The 23,980-nt window shown below is 41.2% G+C and carries 26 protein-coding genes and 4 tRNA genes; 11 read left to right on the top strand and 19 right to left on the bottom strand.

From position 1 onward, the window contains the following. Positions 1-5: 5 nt before the first annotated feature. The 9 genes from rplA to ACO067_RS15805 form a co-directional block, all read right to left on the bottom strand. Entirely contained in the window at positions 6-704 is a 699-nt protein-coding gene (gene rplA, locus ACO067_RS15845; protein WP_421875715.1) for a 50S ribosomal protein L1, read from the bottom strand. Between the two features lie 10 nt (positions 705-714). Further along, complete coding sequence (gene rplK, locus ACO067_RS15840) at positions 715-1,158, bottom strand: 50S ribosomal protein L11 (protein WP_421875713.1); 444 nt, start codon at positions 1,156-1,158, stop codon at positions 715-717. Positions 1,159-1,162: 4 nt separating this feature from the next. Beyond that, positions 1,163-1,720, bottom strand: coding sequence for a transcription termination/antitermination protein NusG (nusG, locus tag ACO067_RS15835; RefSeq protein ID WP_421875711.1), 558 nt, complete (start codon positions 1,718-1,720; stop codon positions 1,163-1,165). Positions 1,721-1,722: 2 nt separating this feature from the next. Further along, positions 1,723-1,914 carry a preprotein translocase subunit SecE gene (gene secE, locus ACO067_RS15830; protein WP_421875709.1) on the bottom strand — a complete coding sequence of 64 codons (192 nt, stop codon included), beginning with the start codon at positions 1,912-1,914 and terminating at the stop codon, positions 1,723-1,725. Positions 1,915-1,929: 15 nt separating this feature from the next. Next, positions 1,930-2,002 (bottom strand) — tRNA-Trp (locus ACO067_RS15825). Between the two features lie 102 nt (positions 2,003-2,104). Next, the gene (tuf, locus tag ACO067_RS15820) at positions 2,105-3,292 is read right to left on the bottom strand and encodes an elongation factor Tu (RefSeq protein WP_421875707.1); all 1,188 of its coding nucleotides are present in this window, start codon (positions 3,290-3,292) and stop codon (positions 2,105-2,107) included. A gap of 203 nt (positions 3,293-3,495) precedes the next feature. Continuing rightward, a tRNA-Thr gene (locus ACO067_RS15815) sits at positions 3,496-3,567 on the bottom strand. A 33-nt stretch (positions 3,568-3,600) separates the two neighbouring features. Beyond that, a tRNA-Gly gene (locus tag ACO067_RS15810) sits at positions 3,601-3,673 on the bottom strand. 13 nt (positions 3,674-3,686) lie between these two features. Next, positions 3,687-3,769 (bottom strand) — tRNA-Tyr (locus ACO067_RS15805). A gap of 224 nt (positions 3,770-3,993) precedes the next feature. Here ACO067_RS15805 and ACO067_RS15800 point away from each other — a divergent pair. From ACO067_RS15800 to frr, 3 genes are all read left to right on the top strand, one after another. Next, positions 3,994-4,488, top strand: coding sequence for a biotin/lipoyl-containing protein (locus ACO067_RS15800; protein ID WP_421875705.1), 495 nt, complete (start codon positions 3,994-3,996; stop codon positions 4,486-4,488). Between the two features lie 78 nt (positions 4,489-4,566). Next, complete coding sequence (pyrH, locus tag ACO067_RS15795) at positions 4,567-5,271, top strand: UMP kinase (protein WP_421875703.1); 705 nt, start codon at positions 4,567-4,569, stop codon at positions 5,269-5,271. 18 nt (positions 5,272-5,289) lie between these two features. Next, the gene (gene frr, locus ACO067_RS15790) at positions 5,290-5,850 is read left to right on the top strand and encodes a ribosome recycling factor (RefSeq protein ID WP_421875701.1); all 561 of its coding nucleotides are present in this window, start codon (positions 5,290-5,292) and stop codon (positions 5,848-5,850) included. Here the strand turns inward: frr and nadD are convergent. Genes nadD through ACO067_RS15770 form a run of 4 tightly spaced genes read right to left on the bottom strand, consistent with a single transcriptional unit; the run spans position 5,847 to position 7,871 of the window. Then, positions 5,847-6,419 carry a nicotinate (nicotinamide) nucleotide adenylyltransferase gene (gene nadD / locus ACO067_RS15785; RefSeq protein ID WP_421875698.1) on the bottom strand — a complete coding sequence of 191 codons (573 nt, stop codon included), beginning with the start codon at positions 6,417-6,419 and terminating at the stop codon, positions 5,847-5,849. The two genes, frr and nadD, sit on opposite strands and share 4 nt — an antisense overlap. Next, positions 6,416-6,982, bottom strand: a complete 567-nt coding sequence (gene gmk, locus ACO067_RS15780; RefSeq protein WP_421875696.1) for a guanylate kinase — start codon at positions 6,980-6,982, stop codon at positions 6,416-6,418. Before gmk ends, nadD begins: the two co-directional genes overlap by 4 nt. Positions 6,983-6,985: 3 nt before the next feature. Beyond that, on the bottom strand, positions 6,986-7,252 hold the full coding sequence (locus ACO067_RS15775) for an anti-sigma factor (RefSeq protein ID WP_421875694.1): 267 nt from the start codon (positions 7,250-7,252) through the stop codon (positions 6,986-6,988). 34 nt (positions 7,253-7,286) lie between these two features. Then, the gene (locus ACO067_RS15770) at positions 7,287-7,871 is read right to left on the bottom strand and encodes a sigma-70 family RNA polymerase sigma factor (RefSeq protein WP_421878320.1); all 585 of its coding nucleotides are present in this window, start codon (positions 7,869-7,871) and stop codon (positions 7,287-7,289) included. A 225-nt stretch (positions 7,872-8,096) separates the two neighbouring features. Here ACO067_RS15770 and ACO067_RS15765 point away from each other — a divergent pair, with 225 nt between their 5' ends. After that, entirely contained in the window at positions 8,097-8,855 is a 759-nt protein-coding gene (locus ACO067_RS15765) for a glycosyltransferase family 2 protein (protein WP_421875692.1), read from the top strand. Then, on the top strand, positions 8,852-9,943 hold the full coding sequence (locus ACO067_RS15760; protein WP_421875690.1) for a glycosyltransferase: 1,092 nt from the start codon (positions 8,852-8,854) through the stop codon (positions 9,941-9,943). The genes ACO067_RS15765 and ACO067_RS15760 overlap by 4 nt, the downstream gene beginning before the upstream one ends. On the opposite strand, the gene ACO067_RS15755 is transcribed toward ACO067_RS15760, so the two are convergent. From ACO067_RS15755 to ACO067_RS15745, 3 genes are all read right to left on the bottom strand, one after another. Continuing rightward, positions 9,924-10,997 carry a glycosyltransferase family 4 protein gene (locus ACO067_RS15755; RefSeq protein ID WP_421875688.1) on the bottom strand — a complete coding sequence of 358 codons (1,074 nt, stop codon included), beginning with the start codon at positions 10,995-10,997 and terminating at the stop codon, positions 9,924-9,926. The genes ACO067_RS15760 and ACO067_RS15755 overlap by 20 nt on opposite strands. Positions 10,998-11,066: 69 nt before the next feature. Beyond that, positions 11,067-12,374 carry an adenosylhomocysteinase gene (ahcY, locus tag ACO067_RS15750; protein WP_421875686.1) on the bottom strand — a complete coding sequence of 436 codons (1,308 nt, stop codon included), beginning with the start codon at positions 12,372-12,374 and terminating at the stop codon, positions 11,067-11,069. A 52-nt stretch (positions 12,375-12,426) separates the two neighbouring features. Further along, positions 12,427-13,185: a biotin--[acetyl-CoA-carboxylase] ligase gene (locus tag ACO067_RS15745; RefSeq protein ID WP_421875684.1), complete on the bottom strand. Its 759-nt coding sequence runs from the start codon at positions 13,183-13,185 to the stop codon at positions 12,427-12,429. A 47-nt stretch (positions 13,186-13,232) separates the two neighbouring features. On the opposite strand from ACO067_RS15745, the gene rsfS reads away from it, so the two are divergent. From rsfS to ACO067_RS15725, 4 genes are read left to right on the top strand one after another with little or no spacing between them, the layout of a single operon-like run. Then, entirely contained in the window at positions 13,233-13,613 is a 381-nt protein-coding gene (gene rsfS / locus ACO067_RS15740; protein WP_421875682.1) for a ribosome silencing factor, read from the top strand. 48 nt (positions 13,614-13,661) lie between these two features. Beyond that, positions 13,662-15,800, top strand: coding sequence for an ATP-dependent zinc metalloprotease FtsH (ftsH, locus tag ACO067_RS15735; protein ID WP_421875680.1), 2,139 nt, complete (start codon positions 13,662-13,664; stop codon positions 15,798-15,800). 53 nt (positions 15,801-15,853) lie between these two features. After that, entirely contained in the window at positions 15,854-16,612 is a 759-nt protein-coding gene (locus ACO067_RS15730; protein WP_421875678.1) for a UDP-2,3-diacylglucosamine diphosphatase, read from the top strand. Then, positions 16,602-17,393, top strand: coding sequence for a hypothetical protein (locus ACO067_RS15725; protein WP_421875676.1), 792 nt, complete (start codon positions 16,602-16,604; stop codon positions 17,391-17,393). The genes ACO067_RS15730 and ACO067_RS15725 overlap by 11 nt, the downstream gene beginning before the upstream one ends. Here ACO067_RS15725 and ACO067_RS15720 read toward each other — a convergent pair. The 3 genes from ACO067_RS15720 to ACO067_RS15710 all read right to left on the bottom strand — a co-directional run bounded on the left by ACO067_RS15720 (position 17,373) and on the right by ACO067_RS15710 (position 20,815). Next, positions 17,373-18,731 carry a TolC family protein gene (locus tag ACO067_RS15720; protein ID WP_421875674.1) on the bottom strand — a complete coding sequence of 453 codons (1,359 nt, stop codon included), beginning with the start codon at positions 18,729-18,731 and terminating at the stop codon, positions 17,373-17,375. The two genes, ACO067_RS15725 and ACO067_RS15720, sit on opposite strands and share 21 nt — an antisense overlap. Before the next feature lie 73 nt (positions 18,732-18,804). Beyond that, the gene (locus tag ACO067_RS15715) at positions 18,805-19,518 is read right to left on the bottom strand and encodes an ABC transporter ATP-binding protein (RefSeq protein WP_421875672.1); all 714 of its coding nucleotides are present in this window, start codon (positions 19,516-19,518) and stop codon (positions 18,805-18,807) included. Between the two features lie 43 nt (positions 19,519-19,561). Beyond that, complete coding sequence (locus ACO067_RS15710) at positions 19,562-20,815, bottom strand: efflux RND transporter periplasmic adaptor subunit (protein ID WP_421875670.1); 1,254 nt, start codon at positions 20,813-20,815, stop codon at positions 19,562-19,564. A 315-nt stretch (positions 20,816-21,130) separates the two neighbouring features. Between ACO067_RS15710 and ACO067_RS15705 the strand changes: the two genes are divergently transcribed. Both ACO067_RS15705 and ACO067_RS15700 read left to right on the top strand, forming a co-directional pair. Then, positions 21,131-21,805 carry a TetR/AcrR family transcriptional regulator gene (locus ACO067_RS15705; protein ID WP_421875667.1) on the top strand — a complete coding sequence of 225 codons (675 nt, stop codon included), beginning with the start codon at positions 21,131-21,133 and terminating at the stop codon, positions 21,803-21,805. After that, positions 21,802-23,979, top strand: a complete 2,178-nt coding sequence (locus ACO067_RS15700; RefSeq protein ID WP_421875665.1) for a peptidase domain-containing ABC transporter — start codon at positions 21,802-21,804, stop codon at positions 23,977-23,979. The genes ACO067_RS15705 and ACO067_RS15700 overlap by 4 nt, the downstream gene beginning before the upstream one ends. The last annotated feature ends 1 nt before the right edge of the window (position 23,980 follow it).

The raw sequence follows: 23,980 nt of genomic DNA, 5'->3' as shown, positions 1-23,980 counted from the left end.
ACGTATTATAGTCCAGCTATGCTATTTTTATCAATTGCAATCCCCTTACTCATTGTACTTGAGATAGTGATTGACTTAAAGTATGTTCCTTTTGCAGAAGCAGGTTTCAGCTTAGCAACTGTAAGAATCATCTCCACAGCGTTCTCCTTGATCTTATTAGGATCAAAAGAAACTTTACCGATACTGGTGTGAATGATGCCAGTTTTATCAACTTTAAAGTCAATTTTACCAGCCTTCACATCAGTGACCGCCTGAGCGATATCCATTGTTACTGTACCAGACTTAGGATTTGGCATCAAACCTCTTGGTCCTAAAACTCTACCTAGTCTACCTACTTTTGCCATCACAGTTGGCATAGTAATGATCACATCGATATCAGTCCAACCACCCTCAATTTTGGTGATGTAGTCATCGAGTCCTACGTGATCAGCGCCAGCTGCTTTCGCTTCTTCTTCTTTATCCGGTGTGCATAGTACAAGTACTCGTACTTCCTTACCAATTCCGTTTGGCAATGCTACAACACCTCTAACCATCTGGTCTGCTTTTCTTGGGTCAACCCCTAATCGGATATCAATATCAACAGAAGCATCGAACTTTGTGAAGGTAATTTTCTTCACCAGATCTGCCGCCTCTTCAATAGAGTATTCCTTATTAGCCTCTACCAGTTCGTTCGTTTTCTTTTGATTTTTTGTCAACTTTCCCATTGTACTGATATTAGTTAGCCCAAGGTGCTTTTCCAGAAATCTTTACGCCCATGCTTCTTGCAGTACCTGCTACCTGTCTCATCGCTGATTCAATTTTGAATGCGTTAAGATCTGGCATTTTAGTTTCTGCAATAGCCTTCACTTGATCCCAGGAGATTGATCCCACCTTCACTCTATTAGGCTCAGCTGAGCCTTTCTTGAGCTTTGCAGCTTCCATAATTAAAACAGGAGCTGGTGGTGTTTTGATCACAAAATCAAAAGACTTATCAGAGTAGATAGTAACTACCACTGGAAGTAATTGACCCTGCTTTTCCTGAGTTCTAGCGTTGAACTGCTTACAAAACTCCATGATATTAAGACCTTTAGCACCAAGTGCCGGTCCTACAGGAGGAGACGGGTTAGCCGCTCCACCCCTCACCTGGAGTTTCAAATAACCTGTAATCTCTTTAGCCATTAGATTATTCTTGTTTTTCTACCTGTATATAATTCAACTCTACAGGAGTATTTCTTCCGAAAATTTTAACTGTAACGTTTAACTTTTTACGATCCTCGAACACCTCTTCTACAGTGCCAGTGAAACCAGAGAATGGACCATCCATTACTTTGATTGTTTCTCCGACGATAAAAGGAGTATCCAACTTTTCTTCGTATTCCTCAGCTTCATCCACTCTACCTAAGATACGATTCACCTCATTTTGTCGAAGCGGAACGGGATCTTTGGAAGCACTGGTAGAGCCTTCACCAAGGAAACCAATCACATCTGGTGTGTTGGTAATGATGTGCTGAGTTTCGCCATTGCTCAAATCAGCTTGTATAAGAATGTAACCCGGAAAGAAGTTGCGCTCACGTACACGCTTCTTACCGTTTCTCATTTCGTAAACTTTTTCTGACGGAATAAGTACCTGAGGCACAAGCTCATCGATACCATTTCTGGATATCTCCTGCTCCAGGTAATTCTTCACCTTCTTTTCGCGCCCACTTATGGCACGCACTACATACCACTTGAAGTCCGACATTCTTAAAATTCGTTATAAAACCATTTCATGGCATTTTCGAAACCTAAGTCGAAAAGACCAATCATTAGAGCGAAAATCAATGATGCCACCAACACTAGAATACTACTGTTTTGCAGCTCAGAATATTTCGGCCATGTTACTTTGTGTAACAGTTCATCGTACGCTTCCTTAAAGAAAGAAATTACTTTATCCATCGTTAATTCAAGTTGCACGGGAGGAGGGACTCGAACCCCCAACCAATGGTTTTGGAGACCACTACTCTGCCAATTGAGCTACACCCGTATAAAAACCAAGCAGCCCAAAAAGGACTGCAAAGTTAGATGAATGATTTATTATAAACAAATGCGACTAAAAAATTAATTTAAGCCGCATTTTTATGAAATCTTAGTCAAGAATCTCAGTTACCTGACCTGAACCTACTGTTCTACCACCCTCTCTGATCGCGAATCTAAGTCCTTTCTCAAGAGCGACTGGGTTGATCAATTTAACTTCGATTGTCACGTTATCACCTGGCATTACCATTTCTACGTTTTCAGGTAGCATGATCTCACCAGTTACATCTGTAGTTCTAAGGTAGAACTGTGGACGGTATTTGTTGAAGAATGGAGTGTGACGTCCACCTTCTTCTTTTGACAACACGTAAACCTCAGCTTTAAAGTGAGCATGTGGCTTCACAGATCCAGGCTTACAGATGATCATACCTCTTCTGATCTCAGATTTCTCGATACCTCTAAGAAGAAGACCTACGTTATCACCAGCTTCACCTCTGTCCAAAATCTTACGGAACATCTCTACTCCAGTAATTGTAGACTTAAGACCTTCAGCTCCCATACCGATGATATCAACAGGATCTCCAGAGTTGATTACACCTCTTTCGATTCTACCTGTAGCAACAGTACCACGACCTGTGATTGAGAATACGTCCTCAACTGGCATCAAGAAGTCTTTATCAACAGCTCTTTCTGGAAGAGGAATGTACTCATCCACTGCAGCCATCAACTCGTCAACTTTCTCTACCCACTTAGCTTCTCCGTTAAGAGCACCAAGAGCAGATCCTTGAATCACAGGGATATCATCACCTGGGAAATCGTAATCAGAAAGAAGCTCTCTGATTTCCATTTCAACTAGCTCAAGAAGTTCTGGATCATCAACCAAGTCAACTTTGTTCATGAATACTACTAGAGCAGGAACACCTACCTGACGAGAAAGAAGGATGTGCTCTCTTGTTTGAGGCATTGGTCCGTCAGTTGCAGCTACTACGATGATAGCTCCGTCCATTTGTGCAGCACCAGTTACCATGTTTTTAACGTAATCGGCGTGACCTGGACAGTCAACGTGAGCGTAGTGTCTGTTCTCAGTTTGGTACTCAATGTGAGAAGTATTAATTGTAATACCTCTTTCTTTTTCTTCTGGAGCGTTGTCAATAGAAGAAAAGTCTTTTATTTCAGCAAATCCTTTTGCAGCTAGTACAGAAGAGATTGCAGCAGTTAATGTGGTCTTACCATGGTCAACGTGACCAATAGTACCGATATTAACGTGCGGTTTTGAACGATCAAAGGTTTCTTTAGCCATGTCTGATAATCCTCGGTTTAATTCCTAAAATAAATTATTGTATAAGTTGTGTCTAAATAAATACAAAAACACTCCACCATCACTGATGGATTCCCTTTGATAAATATTAGAGCCAATGACGGGACTTTCCCAAAGGGATGCCTATCGGCAGAACCCTGTGACCTCTCAGACTACTTGAGACTGGAAGGCCGTCATTGAATCTGAGCCAATGACGGGATTTGAACCCGTGACCTCTTCCTTACCAAGGAAGCACTCTACCCCTGAGCTACATCGGCTTCTGGGAATCAAAGAGATTTGATAGTTTATTGAGCGGGTGACGAGGCTCGAACCCGCGACCTACAGCTTGGAAGGCTGTCGCTCTACCAACTGAGCTACACCCGCTTTTAAAAACTTGTGGGGGGAGCAGGATTCGAACCTGCGAAGACATAAGTCAACGGATTTACAGTCCGTCCCAGTTGGCCGCTTTGGTATCCCCCCAACTAGATTTTTTAAACTATCAAAGTACTCTCTTCTTCAGGATGTCCCCGAAAAAGGGAATGCAAAATTATACGCTTTTTTATTTTTATCAAATTTTTAGAACTAAATCTAAAAATCATTTTCAATCCTCGGAAAATCAGTTCGTTTTCTCTGAATAAAACCATGTTTCCAACTTTGGAAGCGCGATTTTAATTATAATAGCACCAATAAAAAAATACCCCACCATGAAATTAAAAATAGAGATCGACGAAGCATCAGAATTCGAACTGGAGACCAAAAATGACACTTTGTTATTTAATGGTGAGCCACAGGCCTATTTATTAAACAGAATCAAATCGAACCAATACCTGCTTCAGGTGGACAATCGAAACTACATCTTATTTGTTGTGGACCGGGATGGTAATCATATGACCTTAGATATCAATGGTTATCAGGTGAGTGTTAATGTCAAGGATCATATTGCTCAAATTCTAGAGCAATTAGGCATGGACATGGATTTATCAGAGGAAATTAATGAGTTGGTAGCGCCAATGCCTGGATCCATTATCGAGATCGCTGTGAAGGAAGGTGCTGAAGTGAAGCAGGGAGATACATTGCTTATCCTGGAGGCGATGAAAATGGAGAATATCATCAAATCCCCTACCGATGGTATCATTCAAAAGCTTCATGTTCAAAAAGGCACCAATGTGGAAAAAAATCAAGTTCTTATATCTTTTTGATCACACTAAGTTTCAGGTATCATAATCTTTATATTTTTGTGAAATTTTAACCGAAAAAGAAACAGATAAATCCCTTTCATGAAATACAAACGGATACTCCTCAAATTGAGTGGTGAGGCCCTGATGGGTGAAAAAAACCATGGAATCGACTCCAACAGGCTCGAACAATATGCTCAAGAAATCAAAACTGCACATGACAAAGGTTTGGAAGTAGCCATTGTAATCGGTGGCGGTAATATCTTCAGAGGTGTAGACGGAGAAAAATCTGGTATAGACAGAGTACAAGGTGACTACATGGGTATGCTTGCTACAGTTATTAATGCCATGGCATTGCAAAGCGCATTGGAAAAACACGGCATGTACACCCGGTTGATGTCAGGACTAAAAATGGAACAGGTGTGTGAGCCATTTATCAGAAGGCGGGCGATTCGACATCTGGAAAAAGGAAGAATTGTGATCTTTGGTGCTGGTATTGGAAATCCTTATTTTACTACAGATTCAACGGCCAGTTTGCGAGCAATTGAAATAGAAGCAGATGTGGTACTAAAAGGAACGCGAGTAGATGGCGTATACACTGCTGATCCTGAAAAAGATCCAACTGCCACAAAATACAATGAGGTTTCTTTCCAGGAAGCCTATGAAAAGGGACTAAACATAATGGACATGACGGCCTTTACACTGTGTATGGAAAATAACCTCCCGATCATTGTTTTTGATATGAACAAATCTGGAAATCTCCTCAACATAGTAGATGGCAAGGAAGTTGGAACATTAATTAGCTAATAGCACAATAATAGAATCATGGAAGAAATAGATTTTTATTTAGAGCAAGCGAATGAGATGATGGACAAAGCTGTCAAGCATACTCATGATGAATTGACCAAAATCAGAGCAGGAAAAGCAATGCCAAGTATGCTTGATGGAATCAGTCTGGACTACTACGGCACTATGACTCCACTAAATCAGGTAGCTTCTGTGACAACTCCTGATGCCAGAACTATTAGTGTGAAGCCCTGGGAGAAGAAAATGATCCCGGAAATAGAGAAAGCGATCATCAATTCAAACCTCGGTTTCAATCCGCAAAATGATGGTGAGTTGATTCGAATCAATATACCACCTCTGACAGAGGAAAGAAGGCTGTCCCTGGTAAAGCAAGCTAAGTCTGAAACAGAAAACGGAAAAATCAGCATTCGAAATGCAAGAAAAGAGATCATGGATGGACTGAAAAAACTTCTAAAAGATGGTGCTCCTGAGGATTCGATTAAAGGGGCTGAAGATGAAGTTCAGAAAATCACCGATACCCACACTCACAAAATTGATGACCTGCTAGTGGCCAAAGAGAAGGATATTATGACCATCTAGTCAAGAAAATATTTCCTGGCAGCTATCTGCTGCTCAACAGCTAAAGGCACCAAGTATTTGATCGATTTTCCTGCTCGAACCATCTTACGAATCAACGTAGCAGAAATATCAATTTTTGGTGCCTCTATCATTTCCACCTGTGGGTGATTGACCAAATCACTCTCCTCTGCATGCGGTCTTGGATAAACCACGAGTCCAAAGTCATCGAGAATGATTTGATGGTTTTTCCATTTCTTAAATGACTTCAGATTATCCTCCCCTATTATCAACTTAAAGTCATGATCATACTTTTCTCTAAGCACAGCTAGTGTATCAATAGTGTAACTAGGTCTGTTCATGCCGAATTCTATATCACTTACTTTGAAATGAAAGTCATCGGCGATGGCCAGCTGAACCAGATCGAGTCGGTCAAATTCGTGCAGAAGATTCTTATTCTGCTTAAAAGGGTTTTGGGGGGAAACTATGAACCAAATCTCATTGAGGTCGGTATTCTGCTGGGCAATGTTGGCAATAATCAAATGCCCAATGTGGATGGGATTAAACGAACCAAAAAATAACCCTACTTTCATTTCAGAAACTCCTTTACAATTCTCTCAGCCTCATCAACTGCATCTTCTAAGACGCGATTGATCAAGGTGTAATCAAAATTGGGTTCATATGCCATTTCTTGCACGGCCTTACCCATTCGCTTAGCAAGTGAAGCAGGTGTCTCAGTATTCCTTTTGGTCAATCTCTCTTTGAGCACCTCCACACTTTCAGCATTGACAAAAATGGCCAGAGCCCGATTGCCCAATTTCTTCTTAAGGTTAACACCTCCCACCACATCAATATCAAAAATCACATGATTACCAGATTGCCAGATTCGCTCTACTTCGGAAGTTAACGTACCATAAAATGTACCCTGGTAGACTTCTTGCCATTCGAACAACTCCTCATCGGATCGCTTTTGGCTAAACTGGTCCAAAGTCAGAAAATAATAGTCTTGGCCATTCACTTCTCCCTCTCTTGGGGATCTGGTAGTCGCCGAAATAGAAAACCGAAGCTCTGGGATGCGTTGAACTAACTCTTTTACAATAGTGGTCTTGCCTGCTCCAGAGGGAGCACAAAAAATAACTGCCTTGCCCTGAGACATGGATTACGCTGATTGGAAAACTTTGGTACGAATAGATTGTGCCAAACCAGAAGGAACGACCTGGTTAGCTAACTTGGTTTTGAGGAGCTCTCTTATTTGTTTTTCAACTTCGTACTGCTCGAAACAAAACATGCAATTTTCAATGTGCGCATGAAGGTATTGTTCCTGATCATCAGAAGCTTCATTATCCAACATTAGATGTAGGATTTCTAAACATTTATTAAACTCTGCACAACCGCTGTTGCCTTTATTCTCAGGGTTATCTGACATGGTGATTAAATTATTCCACAAACTAAATAAAAAGTTATTTATAGCCCATTGATTCGGCGTAGGACTTTAGTTTTTCCTTCAACAGGTTTCTTGCTCTGTGCAATCTAGATCTGACTGTTCCGATAGGAATATCCAGGATTTTAGCCATCTCTTCGTAGGTAAATCCTTCCAGATCACACAAGATGATAACGGTTCTGAAGTCTACAGCCAAGGCATTGAGTGCATTAGTGACTTCATCTCCCATCATATCTTTGACTGTGTCGATTCGCAAGTCAACTGTCTTGCTTTCATCAACATTATCTGAGTTGTAGAAGTTCTCTACCTCCTGATAATCTACCTTACCTGGCTCTTTACTTTTTTTCCTGAAGTCATTAATGAAACTATTCTTGAGAATGCGGTACAGCCATGCTTTGGCATTGGTCCCTTTTTCAAAAGAATTGATAAAACGGTATGCCTTCATAAAGGTATCCTGAACAAGGTCTTTTGCGTCATCCTGATCGAATGTCAGACGGTAGGCAAAATTGTACATAGCATCTAGATGTGGAAGGAATTCATTATCAAAAATGGTCTTCCGCTCCAGATCACTGTACTCACGCCTATGTTTTGTTTCGCTAGTCATCTTATGTTTACTCACCTCCTGCATGCTATTATTTAAAGTCATATGAACACCTTATTGTTTGGTTCATAATTGATGTATGTACATGATATTACGTTTGTTCAATCCAATAGTTTATCTTAACCGACTAAGATTTTAACTCCTTAACAAAAGGGAGTTCCCGAAACGTTAAAACTTGTACTAAATCTATCTACGACTCATCTAGTTAACTAGATTGTATCAAAAATTATGCTAATCTCTGGCCTTGTCATAACTTACAATGAATCGATGCACATCGAGGGTTGCCTGAGGTCACTGCTCAAAGTAGCTGATGAGGTCATTGTGGTAGACTCCTACTCAACTGATGACACTCTTACTATTTGCAAAAGCATGGGCGTAAAAGTGGTACAGCACGAATATGTTGGTCAAATTGAGCAGAAAAACTACGCACTCAGCTTGACAAAACATGAAATCATACTAGCTCTAGACGGTGATGAAGAGTTATCAGATGAACTAATTGAGTCAATCAACGAATTAAAATCAAGTGGTTTTGATCAATCTGGATTTTTAATGAACCGACTGACAAACTACGCAGGCAAATGGGTGAAACATGGTGGCTGGTATCCAGACTGGAAGCTTAGGTTATGGAAGAAGGATCGTGCCATATGGGGTGGACAAAATCCGCATGATCTAGTCAGACTTCTAGCCAACGAAAAACCAATTAAACTCAAAGGGCACATTTTACATTATGCTTTTGACACAATGGCAGATCACGATCGTCGTATTCCAGAGTATGCCAAAATAGGAGCGCAATCCTCACTGGAGTCTGGTCAGCAAGCTACAGCACTTCATCCTCCAATCGCTGCAATTTGGAAGTTTGTGAGAGACTATTTTTTAAAAGCCGGTTTTTTAGATGGGATCACGGGATTTCACATTGCCAGGCTGTCTGCCATCTCGAAATACCTGAAGTATAAGTACTTGCTCCAACTTCAAAAGCAACTTAAGTGAGAATACTCCATCTACATTCTGAAAAAAATTGGGGTGGTGGAGAGAAACAGCTGCTACAGCTTGTGCTGGGGTTAAAAGAGCATGGTGTAGAGCAACTCCTCATCTGTCCAAAAGGGTCAATGTTGGAAAGGCAGTGCGATCAAGAAAAAATTAACAAATCACCGCTGAGAATTGATTCAGGAATTTCATTAATCACTTGTTATCACTTCATTAAGCTCATCAATCAATACCAGCCTGATTTAATTCATCTCCATACTTCCAAAGCACACACCCTGGCTATTGTGGCCAGCGTTTTTTCTAGAATGCCTCCTCTAGTCTTGACACGCCGCATGAATAATCGGGTGAGTGGTAATTGGTTTAGTCGCCATAAATACAACCATCCTGCTATTCAAAAAATCATCTGTGTGTCTGACAGAGTTAAGACCACCCTTTCTCTAGCCATACCGAAGGAAAAGCTACAATCTATTTATGGTGGGATTTCTATTGCAGACACGGAGATGAAAATTGATCAGAATTTTTTAACAGATAAATATCCTCACTTGAATTCGAAAAAAGTTATCGGATTTGTGGGACGTCTCACTGAAGTGAAGGATCCTCTTTTGTTTATGGAAATGGTTAAAACACTTCATAAGAGCATGGATGATCTTTCATTTGTCATAATTGGCAATGGGCCATTGGTGGATGTCTTGGAAAATGAGATCAGAAAATATGAGCTGGAAGGTGCAGTCACTTTAGTCGGCTTTACATCTGATTCAATCTCTGCGATAAGTAGTTTGGACTTGTTGGTTCTTACCTCTAGAAATGAAGGTATCCCCAATGTGATTTTGGAAGCATTTGTTTGCCAGGTTCCTGTTTTGGCGGTGAATGTGGGGGGGATTCCTGAATTGATAAAGGATGAAAAGAGTGGACTTTTGGTCAACAGAAGCCCTCAAGATCTGGCTGTTGGCGCCGAACGTTTGCTTCAAGATGCTGACCTCCGAGAAAGAGTGATTAATGGGGGGAAGAAAAGAGCACAACAGCTAGATGCGAACAAAGGAATTGAAGCAACTCTAGAACTTTATAATAGAATCATTGGAGCAAATTCTTAAAAAAATGCTCATATGCCTCGACCATGCGATCAACAGAAAACTCTTGTAATGCAATCTGTCTACCATTTTGGATAAATACATTTCTCAACTCCAGGTTGGTGGTTAATTCTTCAATTTGCTCTTTTAACTGATTGATATTTCCATTTTGAAAGAGATACCCATTGTTTCCATGCCTGATGACATCTGAAATACCTCCAAAATCCGACCCGATGACAGGCACCTCTAGCAACATGGACTCTACCAGAGCCAAACCAAATCCATCCAAATAAGAGGGAAGCACATTAATAGCCATTAGTTTCAAATAATGCAGTGCTTCATCGTGATTGACCATGCCAATGAAATGCACACGATCATGGAGTCCGACTAAGTACTTACGGTCTATTTCATCTTTTCTGATACCAACCATCAGGCCGACATAGTCAGCTGGCAACAGTGCCAAAGCTTCGAGTAATTGCTCCTGACTTTTCTTTCGTGAGACACATCCGATTACTTTTTTCCCATGGAGATTCAGCCGATTTCTCAATTCTTCTACCTTAACCGGATCTACTTTTCGAGCAATCTCCTTTGAGACGCCATTATGAATCACCAGAAGATGTGAGGCAGTGTATCCTTTTTCCTCAAAAATTTTCTTGAGTCCATGACTAATCATCACCATCCTATCGGTCCCTGCAGTATGAAACCATCTTTTAATCCAAGGTTCATCTCTTGGCCTTTGCCTGCGGGTAAAGACCAATTTGACATTCAGTCTAAAAAGCCATTTTGCCAATATGCTGAGATTCCGATCTTTTCCTCCCTGTGCATTGATTAACTGGATGCCATGGTCTCGAACTATTCTCATTAATTCTGTGCAGACCCTTAAGTCGAGATAGCTTCGAATATCTAAATGATGCAATGATAGATTTTTCCTTCCTTGGAGTTTTTGCCAAAGCAAACACCCCTGCCTACATGCCACATGAACCTGATGTCCTTTTCCTGCCAGACCTTTTGCCAGATAGTAAATGGATAAGGTAGATCCTGCAAGCTCTCCCTGATGCGTGGTAAAGAGTAGGTTCATAACTCAAGGATATAAAAAAAGCCGCATCCAGTCAGATGCAGCTTTGATCTTATGCATTCAATTATGGAATTAATATCTGTAATGCTCAGGTTTGAATGGACCTTCTACTGTAACTCCGATGTATTCAGCTTGATCAGAAGTCAGCGTATCTAACTCCACACCGATTTTAGCCAAGTGAAGTGCAGCTACCTTCTCATCCAAATGCTTTGGTAAAGTATACACCGCATTCTCGTAGTTACCAGAATTTGTCCACAGTTCAATTTGCGCCAATGTTTGATTGGTAAATGAATTGGACATCACGAATGATGGGTGACCTGTCGCACAGCCAAGGTTTACCAAACGTCCTTCCGCCAGCAGAATGATCTCATTGCCATCCACATTGTAAAGATCCACTTGTGGTTTGATTTCCACTTTGGAGTTGCCATAGTTGGTATTCAACCAGGCTACATCTATTTCATTGTCAAAGTGTCCGATGTTACAAACGATCGTTTTGTCATGCATCAATTTGAAATGCTCGCCTTTGATGATGTCTTTGTTTCCAGTAGCGGTTACGATAATATCCGCCCTAGGCACTGCATCGACCATTTTCTTTACTTCGTATCCGTCCATGGCTGCTTGCAAAGCACAGATCGGGTCAATTTCCGTCACGATGACACGTACACCTGCTCCTCTCAATGATGCCGCGGATCCTTTACCCACATCACCATATCCAGCTACTACAGCTACTTTTCCCGCTAGCATGATATCCGTAGCCCTTCTAATCGCATCCACCAGAGATTCTTTACAACCGTATTTGTTATCGAATTTAGACTTAGTTACCGAGTCGTTAACGTTGATAGCAGGCATTGGAAGCGTTCCCTTTCTCATGCGCTCATACAATCTATGTACGCCCGTGGTTGTCTCCTCGGATAATCCTTTGATATTCGGAACCAATTCAGGGTAGTTGTCCAAAACCATGTTGGTGAGGTCTCCACCATCGTCCAAAATCATATTAAGTGGTTGTCCACCTTCGAATGCATGCAATGTTTGCTCGATACACCAGTCAAACTCTTCCGCGTTCATTCCCTTCCATGCGAAAACAGGAATACCCGCCTTAGCGATAGCTGCAGCTGCATGGTCTTGAGTGGAGAAAATATTACAAGATGACCAGGTCACTTCAGCACCTAATTCCACAAGAGTTTCTATCAACACTGCAGTCTGGATAGTCATGTGCAAGCAACCAGCAATTCTAGCTCCTTTGAGCGGTTTACTTTGTCCAAATTCCTCTCTAAGCGACATCAAACCAGGCATTTCTGCTTCTGCCAGTCTGATCTCGTTGCGACCATATTCGGCCAGATTAATGTCTTTTACTTTGTAGTTTACTTTTTCCTCGATCATGTCTTTGTAATTATTCGGAGCGCAAAATTAGTCAATTATTCTATTTCAAGTTTTAATGTAAGAATTCGATTTGTTTCACATCAAAACGTTTGAGTGCATGGGATGTTTTTACCAGCAATCTTCCCGTATCATCAATCCCGATTATTTCACCATCAAATACCCCTTCAGAGTCCCTAAATTGGTGTATTTCGCCTCTCCATCTCATTCTGCCGTAGTAGGCCGAAAGAATTTTATCAAATGCCTCGGATTTTAAAAAGAGGTATTGTGCCTCTAAAGTAGAAATGATTGTTTCCAATAACTCCTCTCGGTCGGTAGGCTTTCCTACCAGTTGTTTGATAGAAGTGGCGGTGGGCAGGGCAAAATGACTTTGATTGACATTGAGTCCAATTCCAATTATGGCGTCATCAACCGAAGAACCTTCCAGAATGGTTTCCACCAGAATACCAGCAATTTTCAAATCATTCACATAGACATCATTAGGCCATTTGAGCTCGGCATGAAGATCAAAATGCTGTTCCAAGACATGACAAACCGCTAATCCAGCGATGAGGTTCAGAAAATGAGATTGTTTGACTTGCAGTTTTTTCGGTCTCAGGAGCACTGAAAACAATAGATTCTGTCCAGACTCACTGAGCCAAACATTTCCACGCTGACCTTTTCCTTTGGTTTGATGATCAGTGTACAATATAAACCCTTCTTGATCGTCTCCATTTCTAACCCTGGTCAAGAGCTCTTCGTTAGTACTGTGACATTCTGGCAGGAATTCAATCTTTTTGCCCAGAAATAAGGGTTTGGCAAAGTATTTATGCAACTTATATTCGTATTTTTGAGATTAAAATTAGTTTAAACTATTAATGAATGCAGGCAAAGACGAAAGAAGCAATAAGTTCTAATGAATTGAGTGAGTTGATAGTGCAGGGGATGTTAGAAAAGAAAGCTTCAGATGTGGTGGTGATGGACCTGAGAGAAGTTAAAAATTCAATCGCCGACTATTTTGTACTTTGTTCTGGTAATTCTGACACCCAGATTGATGCCATCTCCGACTCTGTGGAAGAACAAGTACACAAAAACTCCAAACAGAATCCCTGGAAAAGAGAAGGAAAACAAAACAATGAATGGATCATCATTGATTACGTGGATGTAGTGGCTCACGTATTCAACAAAGAAAAGCGTGCGTTCTACGGCTTGGAAGAGCTGTGGGGTGATGCTAAAATCACTAATATTGAATCAGAGAACTAAATTATCTGATGAGCGTTGTAGGAATAAACATTTGAGGATATATAAGTAATGGCGGATAAACCGAGACAACAAAAGCCAATGATGGGCGGTAAGCCAAACAGACCTAATTATCAGCTACTGATTATCGTAGTACTAATCACGGTCGTGTTTGGATTTTCATATTTCACAAGAAGCAATTCTGCCAAGACCATTCCAATGAAGCGATTTGAGGACATGGTATTGGCCAATGATGTGAAGCGAGTAGTGCTAATCAAAAATCAGGATGTGGTAGAGGTTACTCTCAAACCTGAGGCACTGCAAAACACCAAATACAAAATTGATCTGGAGGAGCAGTCTCCTTTTTCATCTGGAAATACGGGGCCTCATTATCAATTCAAAGTGATTAGTCCAGAGATTTTCGATAAGAAATTTGAAGAGCTCATGGCTCAGCTGCCTGAGGACCAACAGATTAGCCTTGAATCAGACGAACGTCAGGACTTTACCTCCATCTTTTTGAATTGGGGATTCATCTTCCTAATCATCTTTGGATTCTGGTTCCTTATGCGAAGAATGACCGGAGGTGGTGGCCCAGGTGGGCAAATCTTCAATATTGGCAAGTCTCGTGCGGCTCTGTTTGATGCGGAAAACAAAGTGAAAATCACTTTCAATGACGCTGCAGGTTTGGAGGAAGCTAAGGAAGAGATTCGTGAGATCGTGGAGTTTTTGAAAAACCCAGGCAAATTCACGAACCTGGGTGGTAAAATTCCTAAAGGCGCCTTGCTTGTAGGCCCTCCGGGAACAGGTAAGACCTTACTTGCCAAAGCGGTAGCTGGAGAAGCTGGGGTTCCATTCTTCACCCTATCTGGTTCTGACTTTGTGGAGATGTTTGTGGGTGTGGGTGCTGCCAGAGTAAGAGACTTATTCAAGCAAGCTAAGGAGAAAGCACCATGTATCGTCTTCATCGATGAAATTGATGCCATTGGTAGATCCAGAGGAAAAGGTCAGATGCCTGGATCTAACGACGAACGCGAAAACACATTGAACTCGCTGCTGGTAGAAATGGATGGATTCTCCACCGATTCGGGAGTTATCATCCTCGCAGCAACTAACCGACCAGATGTTCTGGATTCTGCTCTTTTGAGACCTGGACGCTTTGATAGACAAATAAGTATTGACAAACCGGATATCATAGGTAGGGAAGCAATCTTCAAAGTACACCTGAAACCGATCAAAATTCAGGAAGCTGTAGATGCTAAGAAATTGGCAGCTCAAACGCCAGGATTCGCCGGTGCAGAAATTGCCAACGTGTGTAACGAGGCAGCATTGATTGCCGCACGAAGAGACAAGAAACACGTGGACATGCAGGATTTTCAAGACGCTATCGACCGGGTAATAGGTGGTCTTGAAAAGAAAAACAAAATCATCTCTCCAGAAGAGAAAAAGATTGTAGCCTACCACGAAGCTGGTCACGCAGTAGCTGGCTGGTTCCTGGAGCATGCTGATCCATTGGTGAAGGTAAGTATTGTACCCAGAGGTGTGGCTGCGTTGGGATATGCCCAATATCTACCAAAAGAGCAGTTTCTTTATCAAACGGAACAGTTGTTTGACGAGATGTGCATGGCACTGGGAGGTAGAGCAGCAGAGGAGTTGATCTTCGGAAAAATCTCCACAGGAGCTCTAAGTGATTTGGAAAGAATCACGAAAGTTGCTTACAGCATTGTGACTATCTATGGTATGAATGATAAGATTGGAAATGTATCTTATTATGACAGTAAGCAGTCGGAGTACAACTTCCAGAAGCCGTATTCTGAAGCTACAGCTGAACTGATCGACAAGGAAGTCAAAAAACTGATAGATGAAGCATATGACCACACCAAGAAGTTGCTAAAAGAAAGAAGCAATGAGTTGGAAGTTGTGGCTCAAAAGCTTCTCGAAAAAGAAATCATCTTCCAAGCGGATTTGGAAGAATTGATCGGTAAGCGACCTTTTGCACACCAAACGACTTACGAGCAATTCACGCAGAATAAAAACATCAATGATGAGCGTGAAGAGGAAGAAGCCAAAGAAGCCAAAAAGAAGGCGGATAATATCGAAAAGATCAAGGCAAATATCCGATCGGAAGTAGAGGACGAGCAACAAGATAAACCTCGCAAGTCCGATGCTAGTGAAGATTCAATAGAAGAAGAACTAGAAGAGGATAACAAGTAATACGATTCTTAACATTGATTATATTGGGGAGCTGGATTCAGCTCCCTTTTTTTATGAATCAAACCTACAGAAACCTAAGCCCGGAGAAACGCATCTATGTGGCAAGTGATTTTCACCTGGGCAGCCCCAACTTGAAAGCTAGCCAATCACGTGAAGAGAAAATCAATCGTTGGATCGATTCGGTGAAAGGAGATGCCGAAGCATTCATCTTTGCTGGTGACATTTTTGACTTTTGGTTCGAATACAAAGAAGTGGTTCCAAAAGGTTTTCTCCGGTTCATGGGTAAGCTAGCAGAACTGCGCCAACTAGATATCGACATCATTTTCTTCATTGGCAATCATGATCTATGGATGTTTGACTACTTCGAAAAAGAACTCGATATCCTTATCTATAAAGAGCCTGTGTCGTTCGAGATTGGTGCTAACAAAATTCAAATTGGACATGGTGATGGTCTAGGACCAGGAGACCGAAAATTCAAATTCTTTAAAAGTATATTCAATAACACCCTGGCCCAATGGGCCTTTAGATGGCTTCATCCTGATATCGGTATTCGACTGGCCAAGGCATGGTCTGGACATAGCAAGCAGTATGAAGACCCCTTTTTAGGGGAAAATGAGCCATTGGTTATCCATTGCAAGCAGGTGGAGTCAGATCATCATCACGACTATTACCTCTTTGGTCATCGGCATTTAATTCTTGACATGCTTATCGGCGAACATGCCACCTACTACAATCTGGGAGAGTGGTTCCAAAATTCTCGTTATATTGAAATCAGCGCCACAGATGTAACTCCAAAAATCTATGACGAATAAAGCATATGGTTTCTTAGTGATTTTAGTTCTAGCATTTAATGCAAATGCCCAGGAATGGCAGGCGGTGGACACTATTTCGCTGAAAGAACGTATGACGAGCTACTCCATCGACAATCAAAATCAACTGTACGTAGGTACCATCTCGGGTAACCTGTACCGATATGAGGGAAAAGACCAGAGCGAATTTTACTCAGCAATAGCCAACTTCAAACTAACTTCAGTAGAAGCCTGGAACAGAATGAAGGTGTTTTTATTCTATCGCAATCCTCAAGAATTCTATTATCTGGACCGCTTCAATACCGTGTCTAATTCGTATGATCTTTCTGAGTACTCTGATGAGCTGGTCTACGAGTGCACACCAGGAATAGACAACAGTCTGTGGGTACTAACGAGCAGTTATAACGAGTTGCGTAAATACAACCTCCAAACAAAGCGGCTATTATTTGCCAACCCACTTGATATTGATGTGGAAAATGTGACACATATCCGTGCCTATCAGAACCTGGTGATCATCAGTGATCGAGAGGAAGGTATCTACATTTTTGATCAGTTTGGCAACTTGCTAACGGAGCTGGAATACACCAATGTAAACCATTTCCAAATTGATGCTGGAAAGCTGCTGTTTCACTGCGATGAAGGCATTATAAAATTGGACCCGTTTAACCCCAATGATGCGGAAACAACAAAAGCTCCAGATGGAGCTTTTGATGGGTTAGTCAAAGGTGATAGTTCTTACTATTTCTTCAAAAAAAGTCAGATATTAGTTTTCAGAAGACTGTGAGCTCCGGTAGAGCTCTAATATTTTTTGTCTGAACACAATACTGTATTTGGCGTTGACCAGCTCTAGCTCAGCTCTGTTCTTATTGTTAAGACTTTCCAGATAGGTATAAAAATCGGTGTTACCCGTTTCAAATCGCTTCTTCATAAACTCGAAGGTTTGAGAAGTAGCTTCAAGGTTTTCTTTAGCTGATCGGTAAGTTTGTTGGGCAGTTACCAAATCCAGATAAACTGACTGTACCGTATTGGTCACATTAACAAGCGCCTGAGCTACATCCAATTCAGCATTGATCATATTCACCTTAGCAGTTTGAACCGCATTGGTCGTCTGGAACCTTGTAAAGATTGGAATATTCATGGAAAAATTGAGGTACTCGAACGAGTTGTAATCCATTTGATCAAAGAATGTTGCATTGGCTTCAACTTCACCTGTAGATGGATTTCTAGCTCCATTTGATGAATAATTAGATCCTATAACACCAGTAGCTGAAATGGTAGGCAATCGCTGTGCCCTGGCAGACTTTAGTCTGTATTTGGAGGCATTGAAACTGGATCGGGCCGCCATTAGAGCTGGGCTATTTGAAAGTGACTCCTCCAGCACCTCATCAAAGCTGGCTACATCCAATAATAGGTCCTCCTCATTGACCTGGTAGGCGAGCACTTCGTACTCTTCATTCGGATCCAAAGCCATCGCCTGAAATAGGGTCAATAAGTCTCTTTGGAGCGTGTTTTCCAAGTTGTTAAGTGTCAATTTTTGGTTAGCTAGTTGCCCTTGGAAGTTGTACACTGACTCAAGACTACCCACACCAACTGACTCTCGTTTCTTTTCACGATCCAACTGAGCCTCTAGAAGATCCACTCGCTCTCTGGCAATCTTGATGTTTTCCTTGTCAAGAATGACAGTCAAATAAGAACCTAGGATTAAACTCTCAATATTTCTTTTAGTACTCTCAGTAGTTTGAATGGCGGCATCCAGTTCATTCTTTCTTTGTTTCAGTAAGAAGTGGTTGGAGAACCCATTGAAAAGTACCACTCTGGAGGAAAGATTCGGGTTGGAACTATTGGTGGTCTCTGAAACCTGCCGGGCTGCATTGGTATCAAAAAAGTTACCAAAGAAATAATCATAATTAATGCCGGCAGATAGCGTAGGAAAAAAATTCATGATTGATTGAAATCGGTTTGATTCGGCTATCAACTGATTATTTCGGGTTTGTTTCAGGGTGATGTTGCGCTCCAAAGCAGTGTTGATACAGTCATCCAGACCCAGTTCAACTACATCTTGCTCCTGAGAATATGCTGCACCAGCAATGACCGTACATAGGGCAAATAAGAAAGTCCTCATCGCGAGTTTTTGATTTTTAAGAAAGTAAAAAAAGGGCCTCCCGGGAGCGGTCGGCCCTAGCATACAACAGTAATTAAACTAATGCGTTGTCTTTTGCATTCATGTTCTCAGACACAATCTGTCCGTCAAACAAGTGAATCACTCTATGAGCATATTCTGCATCAATTGGTGAGTGCGTTACCATTACCACGGTTGTTCCATTCTCGTTCAGCTCAGTCAACAGGTTCATCACTTCCTGTCCATTGGCTGAATCCAGGTTACCAGTAGGCTCATCGGCAAGGATTAGCTTAGGCTTAGCTACTACTGCTCTGGAGATCGCCACACGCTGCTGCTGACCACCTGAGAGCTGCTGTGGGAAGTGATTTCTTCTGTGCATGATTTTCATCTGCTCCATTACCTCCTCTACTCGTTTCTTTCTCTCCGAAGAAGAGTACTTTAAATAGATCAATGGCAATTCGATGTTTTCATAAACTGTGAGTTCATCGATCAGGTTAAAGCTCTGGAATACGAAACCAATATTGGCTTTTCTTAATTCTGCGCGCTTTCTCTCAGAGTAGGTTGAGATTTCCTGGTCGGTAAAATGAAATTCACCTTCAGATGGATTATCAAGAAGACCGATGATGTTTAGCAAGGTAGACTTACCACAACCTGATGGTCCCATGATGGCCACAAACTCACCGGTTTTCACTTCCAGATTCACACCAGCTAGTGCGGTAGTTTCTATTTCGTCCGTGTAGTAGAACTTTTTCAGTCCGACTGTTTTGATTAAAGCTTTTGCGTTTTCCATTAGTTTAAAGTTTAGTTGTTGTATATGATCCTATTACTTGAGTTTATTTTAATATCAGTTTGTCTTTATCTTCATAACCTTCGTAGGAAGAGACTACTACTTTCTCCCCAGGTTGCAACCCTTCTATTACTTCATAGAAACGAGGGTTCTGCCTGCCCAATCGAATATCTCTTCTCACGGCTTCACTTTCTCCATCGTCTAGCACGAAGATCCAGTTACCGCCTGTAGTTTGATAGAAGCTGCCTCTAGGTATTTGTACAGCGGTAATGTTCTCACTTAGCTGCAGCCTTATTTGGAGGGTTTGTCCACGTCTGATTCCCTGAGGTATCGTATCTGTCAGTGCCATATCCACAGCAAATAAGCCGTTGGCTACCTCTGGGTACACTTTAGTAATTTCCAGTGCATAGTCATTCCCAGCAAATGGAAAGGAACCTCTCAGTCCTTCGTAAATTCTAGCGATGTAATGCTCATCAATAGAAGCGCGCACCTTGAAACCGTTAAGATCATCTATCTGTCCAATGTTTTGACCGGAGGAGATTGACTCCCCTACCTCGGCATTTACCGTACTCAGTCGACCAGAGATTGGAGCTTTGATGTACAGATTATCCAGGTTCTTCTTAATCATTTGAAGGTTATCCCGAGTACGCTGTAGCGTAGCTTCTGCCTGAGCAATTTGCAATCGGGCGTTTAGCGAATCAAAACGTGCCGACTCGATCTGGATTTCACGATTGTCCACCAGACGTTGATATTCTCTCTTCAGGTTTAAGAATTCTTGCTCCGAGATGATTTTATCTTCATCATAAAGTTTCTTACCACGCTCATAAGCATCTTTAGCGGCATCTATCTGGTATTTCAGCTCATTGAGATTTCTTCTCAGATCAAACTGATTTCGTTTGAGGCTAAGTTTTGTATTCTCCAGTTCGTTTACTAGTCTAAACGCTTGTGTTTCCTCCCTTACGAAGTTTTGAAGTAAATCATTATTGGACAACTTGAGTATGGTATCTCCTTTATCTACAACGATACCACCTTCATAGTACTTTTTTTCAACCACACCACCTTCAATGGCATCTAGTCGGATCGTTTTGATTGGTAGCACTGTTCCATCCACGGGAATGAATTCGCGGAATTCTCCCTCCACTACTGTGGCGATGTTTACCTTCTCCTTTTCCACGTTGAGGCGAGATCCACCTTCTGCAAAGATGAAACTGTATAAAACAAATGCTACAAATAAGCCTGCTCCACCCCAGGCCGCGATACGCTTAAGCGTCCATTTTTTCTTTTGAATCTTTCGGTCCATAATTTTTGTAAAGTCTGTCCACCCTATGCCAATTTGAATGCCAATAAAGTTATCGATCTGATTATCAGCTATTTAAAAAATTATGGGTATACCTTTTGAGATAGAGTTTGTACAGAATGGAACAGGATGTGTACGCAAGCGGACATAAAAAAAGGTCCAACCCGCTCCCGGATTGAACCTAAAGATCAAAAACTCAAAATAAAAGGACTAATAGAATATCAAAATTAACCTTTTTTATGAAAAATAAAAGCGAACAAACATTCTTTGCCGAAAAAAGTTGATAGCTTTACTATCATCAATGAAAGTAATAGTATCATGTCAACCATTCAAATTCAGCTGAGCGGTAATTTGTACTGCAAAGATCCGCAATCAACTGAACTAGGTAAGAAGATTGTGCTGGAAAGCATCAAGATGATCAGTGAGCTTGGTTTTGAAGCATTCACCTTCAAAAAGTTATCCAAGCGCATTGAATCTACTGAAGCATCTATCTATAGGTACTTTGATAACAAGCACCGTTTACTTGTCTACCTGATCTCCTGGTACTGGGCCTGGCTGGAGTATAAAATCCAATATGAAACTCACCACCTGCATGATGCACATCAGAAACTTGACAAAATCATTCACCTGATCACCGAGAAAAAAGTGCCTGACGACACATTTCCTGATATAGATGAAGAGGCATTAAATAAAATTGTGATCGCAGAATCTGACAAGACCTATTTGACCAAACAAGTGGATAAAGACAATCAAAGAGGGCTGTTCAGAGGCTATAAGGCGCTCTGTGAACAAATAGCGGGATTGATTCTAAAAATCAACCCCAACTTTAACTTTTCTCATGCGTTGGCATCTACAGCCCTGGAGGCATCCAACCAACAAATCTTCTTTGGCGAACACTTACCATCACTCACCGAATTAAGTGAGCTAGAGGACCCCTACTCAGCGAATTATCATTTTCTAAAGAACTTAATCTTCAAAACCATTGAAGCATGAATAACCTACAAATCCTCAAAACTATTCAAGAGTGTTCCGCCGTTCTGAATATAGATGCGGATAGTGCTATTCTTACTGGAACTGATTCTCTCGATCGCATTTATGAAAATGAAGAATTGGTGGAGTTCATTCGAGACTTGGTAGAAGCAGGTAGTGAATCTGGTATGATTATGCTGGAAAAACACTTGCCAGAAAAGTCTTTCAAAGAGTTCATGAAAGTACATGCCTCCCCTATCATTGTTTTCGCAAAAGATGACGAGCTAGCCCCAGTTCTAATTAGCAGGAAAGGAAATAAATATGATCTCCGACGAATCAGGACCAAGGAAACAGAGAGCTGGCTGGCAACTAATCTGGAGGAGCTAGACCTGGCGTGTACTGATCAACTGGAAGTTATATTCTTATCTGTGTTTGACTATCAATCTTTAGTCAGTGATCAGGATTCGACTAAAGAATATGCCAAATACATTTCCCCACTGAAAAGACTTTATAGATTACTCTCAGCTGAAAAGAGAGACATTTTCTACGTCTATGTTTATGCTGCATTAATCGGCTTGCTGAGTCTAAGCTTACCTTTGGGTATTCAGGCAGCAGTAGAGCTGATTAGTGGGGGAGTTGTATTCAGCTCAGTCTATGTTCTCATTGCCTTCGTTATTCTGGCGGTACTTGGCACTGGTGTTTTGCAGGTATTTCAGATTACCATTGTCGAGTATTTGCAAAGAAGAGTCTTCACCAAAGCAGCTTTCGAGTTTGCTTTTCGTGTACCCAGAATCAAAATGGAATCCGTTTTGAACCTCCATGTACCCGAATTGATGAACAGGTTCTTTGATGTATTGACCTTGCAAAAAGGTCTGCCAAAACTCCTTATTGATTTATCAACCGGTGCCATTCAGATTCTCTTTGGATTACTTCTTCTTTCATTCTATCACCCATTCTTCGTTTTCTTTGGAATAGTACTCTTATCCATTCTCTTTGGTATTTTTTACCTGACAGGCCCAAAGGGCTTAAGGTCCTCCATCATAGAGTCTAAATACAAATACAAGGTGGTGTATTGGCTGGAAGAAATGGCGCGGACACTTTACTCATTTAAACTATCTGGTAATACTACTTTACCTATTAAGAAGACGGACTACAATGTCAACAACTACCTAAAGAACAGAAGCCAACACTTCAAAGTACTGATCACACAATACAGTTATGTACTCCTGTTTAAAGCAGTTGTCACTGGCGGTTTGCTGATAATAGGTACTATTCTAGTGGTAAATAGAGAGATAACCCTTGGACAGTTCGTAGCAGCTGAGGTCATCATCATTCTAATACTGAACTCCGTCGAAAAAATCATCATGTACATGGATGTAGTGTATGATATGCTGACTGCAGTAGATAAAATTGCGCATGTCACCGACTTACCGCTAGAGCCATCAGGAGGAATCGACATTCCAAAATCCCAGATTAAAGAATCGGGAATATCTGTTGAGATTAAAGACCTTAGTTATAAGTATCCAGGTAACACACGTCCCTCTCTGAAGAACATTAACTTAAAAATGGAGGCCGGTGAGAGAATCTGCATTGCAGGAGGAATTGGTTCAGGTAAAACCACGCTGACCAATGCCATAGCAGGTATTCACACAGAATACGAGGGGATCATGAAATACAACAGGTACAATCTTCGGGATCTGGACATGACCTATTTGCGTGATCGAATTGGAAAAAATGTCTCTCAAGAGGATATTTTTGAAGGTTCGGTAATAGATAATATCCTGGTTGGAAAACCTTTTGCCAGCATGGATGATGCGATCACCGCCATTGAAAAAGTAGGGTTAACTGATCAACTCTATCAATTACCAAATGGATTTAATAGCGAAATCCTCAGTGGAGGTAAAGGTTTCAGCAGCTCTTTTATCAACAAAATGATCTTAGCCAGATGTCTGGCCAAGGACCCAGCTCTCCTAATATTGAATGATTTCTTTGGGAATTTTCAAAAATTCGATCGTTTACATCTCATAAAGATGCTAACTGACCCTGCCAATAAATGGACCTTGATTGTTGTTTCCAATGATCCACTGGTGATGTCAGCGGTAGATCGTGTCATTTATATGGAAGAGGGAGAAATAATAGCAGATGACAGCTTCGAGAATGTGATTAAAAACGAATCTATTGTCCAAAAGATTTATTGAT

Source organism: Marinoscillum sp., assembly GCF_965229915.1.
In the GTDB taxonomy this organism is placed as follows: domain Bacteria; phylum Bacteroidota; class Bacteroidia; order Cytophagales; family Cyclobacteriaceae; genus Marinoscillum.
The sequence above is the reverse complement of the archived record's forward strand: the minus strand, read 5'-3'. Positions and strand labels throughout refer to the sequence as shown.

What these genes read in the sequence shown, in the direction of transcription:
- rplA (WP_421875715.1), bottom strand. Translation starts at nt 704, where the DNA reads ATGGGAAAGTTGACAAAAAATCAAAAGAAAACGAACGAACTGGTAGAG.
- rplK (WP_421875713.1), bottom strand. Translation starts at nt 1,158, where the DNA reads ATGGCTAAAGAGATTACAGGTTATTTGAAACTCCAGGTGAGGGGTGGA.
- nusG (WP_421875711.1), bottom strand. Translation starts at nt 1,720, where the DNA reads ATGTCGGACTTCAAGTGGTATGTAGTGCGTGCCATAAGTGGGCGCGAA.
- secE (WP_421875709.1), bottom strand. Translation starts at nt 1,914, where the DNA reads ATGGATAAAGTAATTTCTTTCTTTAAGGAAGCGTACGATGAACTGTTA.
- tuf (WP_421875707.1), bottom strand. Translation starts at nt 3,292, where the DNA reads ATGGCTAAAGAAACCTTTGATCGTTCAAAACCGCACGTTAATATCGGT.
- ACO067_RS15800 (WP_421875705.1), top strand. Translation starts at nt 3,994, where the DNA reads ATGAAATTAAAAATAGAGATCGACGAAGCATCAGAATTCGAACTGGAG.
- pyrH (WP_421875703.1), top strand. Translation starts at nt 4,567, where the DNA reads ATGAAATACAAACGGATACTCCTCAAATTGAGTGGTGAGGCCCTGATG.
- frr (WP_421875701.1), top strand. Translation starts at nt 5,290, where the DNA reads ATGGAAGAAATAGATTTTTATTTAGAGCAAGCGAATGAGATGATGGAC.
- nadD (WP_421875698.1), bottom strand. Translation starts at nt 6,419, where the DNA reads ATGAAAGTAGGGTTATTTTTTGGTTCGTTTAATCCCATCCACATTGGG.
- gmk (WP_421875696.1), bottom strand. Translation starts at nt 6,982, where the DNA reads ATGTCTCAGGGCAAGGCAGTTATTTTTTGTGCTCCCTCTGGAGCAGGC.
- ACO067_RS15775 (WP_421875694.1), bottom strand. Translation starts at nt 7,252, where the DNA reads ATGTCAGATAACCCTGAGAATAAAGGCAACAGCGGTTGTGCAGAGTTT.
- ACO067_RS15770 (WP_421878320.1), bottom strand. Translation starts at nt 7,871, where the DNA reads ATGACTAGCGAAACAAAACATAGGCGTGAGTACAGTGATCTGGAGCGG.
- ACO067_RS15765 (WP_421875692.1), top strand. Translation starts at nt 8,097, where the DNA reads ATGCTAATCTCTGGCCTTGTCATAACTTACAATGAATCGATGCACATC.
- ACO067_RS15755 (WP_421875688.1), bottom strand. Translation starts at nt 10,997, where the DNA reads ATGAACCTACTCTTTACCACGCATCAGGGAGAGCTTGCAGGATCTACC.
- ahcY (WP_421875686.1), bottom strand. Translation starts at nt 12,374, where the DNA reads ATGATCGAGGAAAAAGTAAACTACAAAGTAAAAGACATTAATCTGGCC.
- rsfS (WP_421875682.1), top strand. Translation starts at nt 13,233, where the DNA reads ATGCAGGCAAAGACGAAAGAAGCAATAAGTTCTAATGAATTGAGTGAG.
- ftsH (WP_421875680.1), top strand. Translation starts at nt 13,662, where the DNA reads ATGGCGGATAAACCGAGACAACAAAAGCCAATGATGGGCGGTAAGCCA.
- ACO067_RS15730 (WP_421875678.1), top strand. Translation starts at nt 15,854, where the DNA reads ATGAATCAAACCTACAGAAACCTAAGCCCGGAGAAACGCATCTATGTG.
- ACO067_RS15725 (WP_421875676.1), top strand. Translation starts at nt 16,602, where the DNA reads ATGACGAATAAAGCATATGGTTTCTTAGTGATTTTAGTTCTAGCATTT.
- ACO067_RS15720 (WP_421875674.1), bottom strand. Translation starts at nt 18,731, where the DNA reads ATGAGGACTTTCTTATTTGCCCTATGTACGGTCATTGCTGGTGCAGCA.
- ACO067_RS15715 (WP_421875672.1), bottom strand. Translation starts at nt 19,518, where the DNA reads ATGGAAAACGCAAAAGCTTTAATCAAAACAGTCGGACTGAAAAAGTTC.
- ACO067_RS15710 (WP_421875670.1), bottom strand. Translation starts at nt 20,815, where the DNA reads ATGGACCGAAAGATTCAAAAGAAAAAATGGACGCTTAAGCGTATCGCG.
- ACO067_RS15705 (WP_421875667.1), top strand. Translation starts at nt 21,131, where the DNA reads ATGTCAACCATTCAAATTCAGCTGAGCGGTAATTTGTACTGCAAAGAT.
- ACO067_RS15700 (WP_421875665.1), top strand. Translation starts at nt 21,802, where the DNA reads ATGAATAACCTACAAATCCTCAAAACTATTCAAGAGTGTTCCGCCGTT.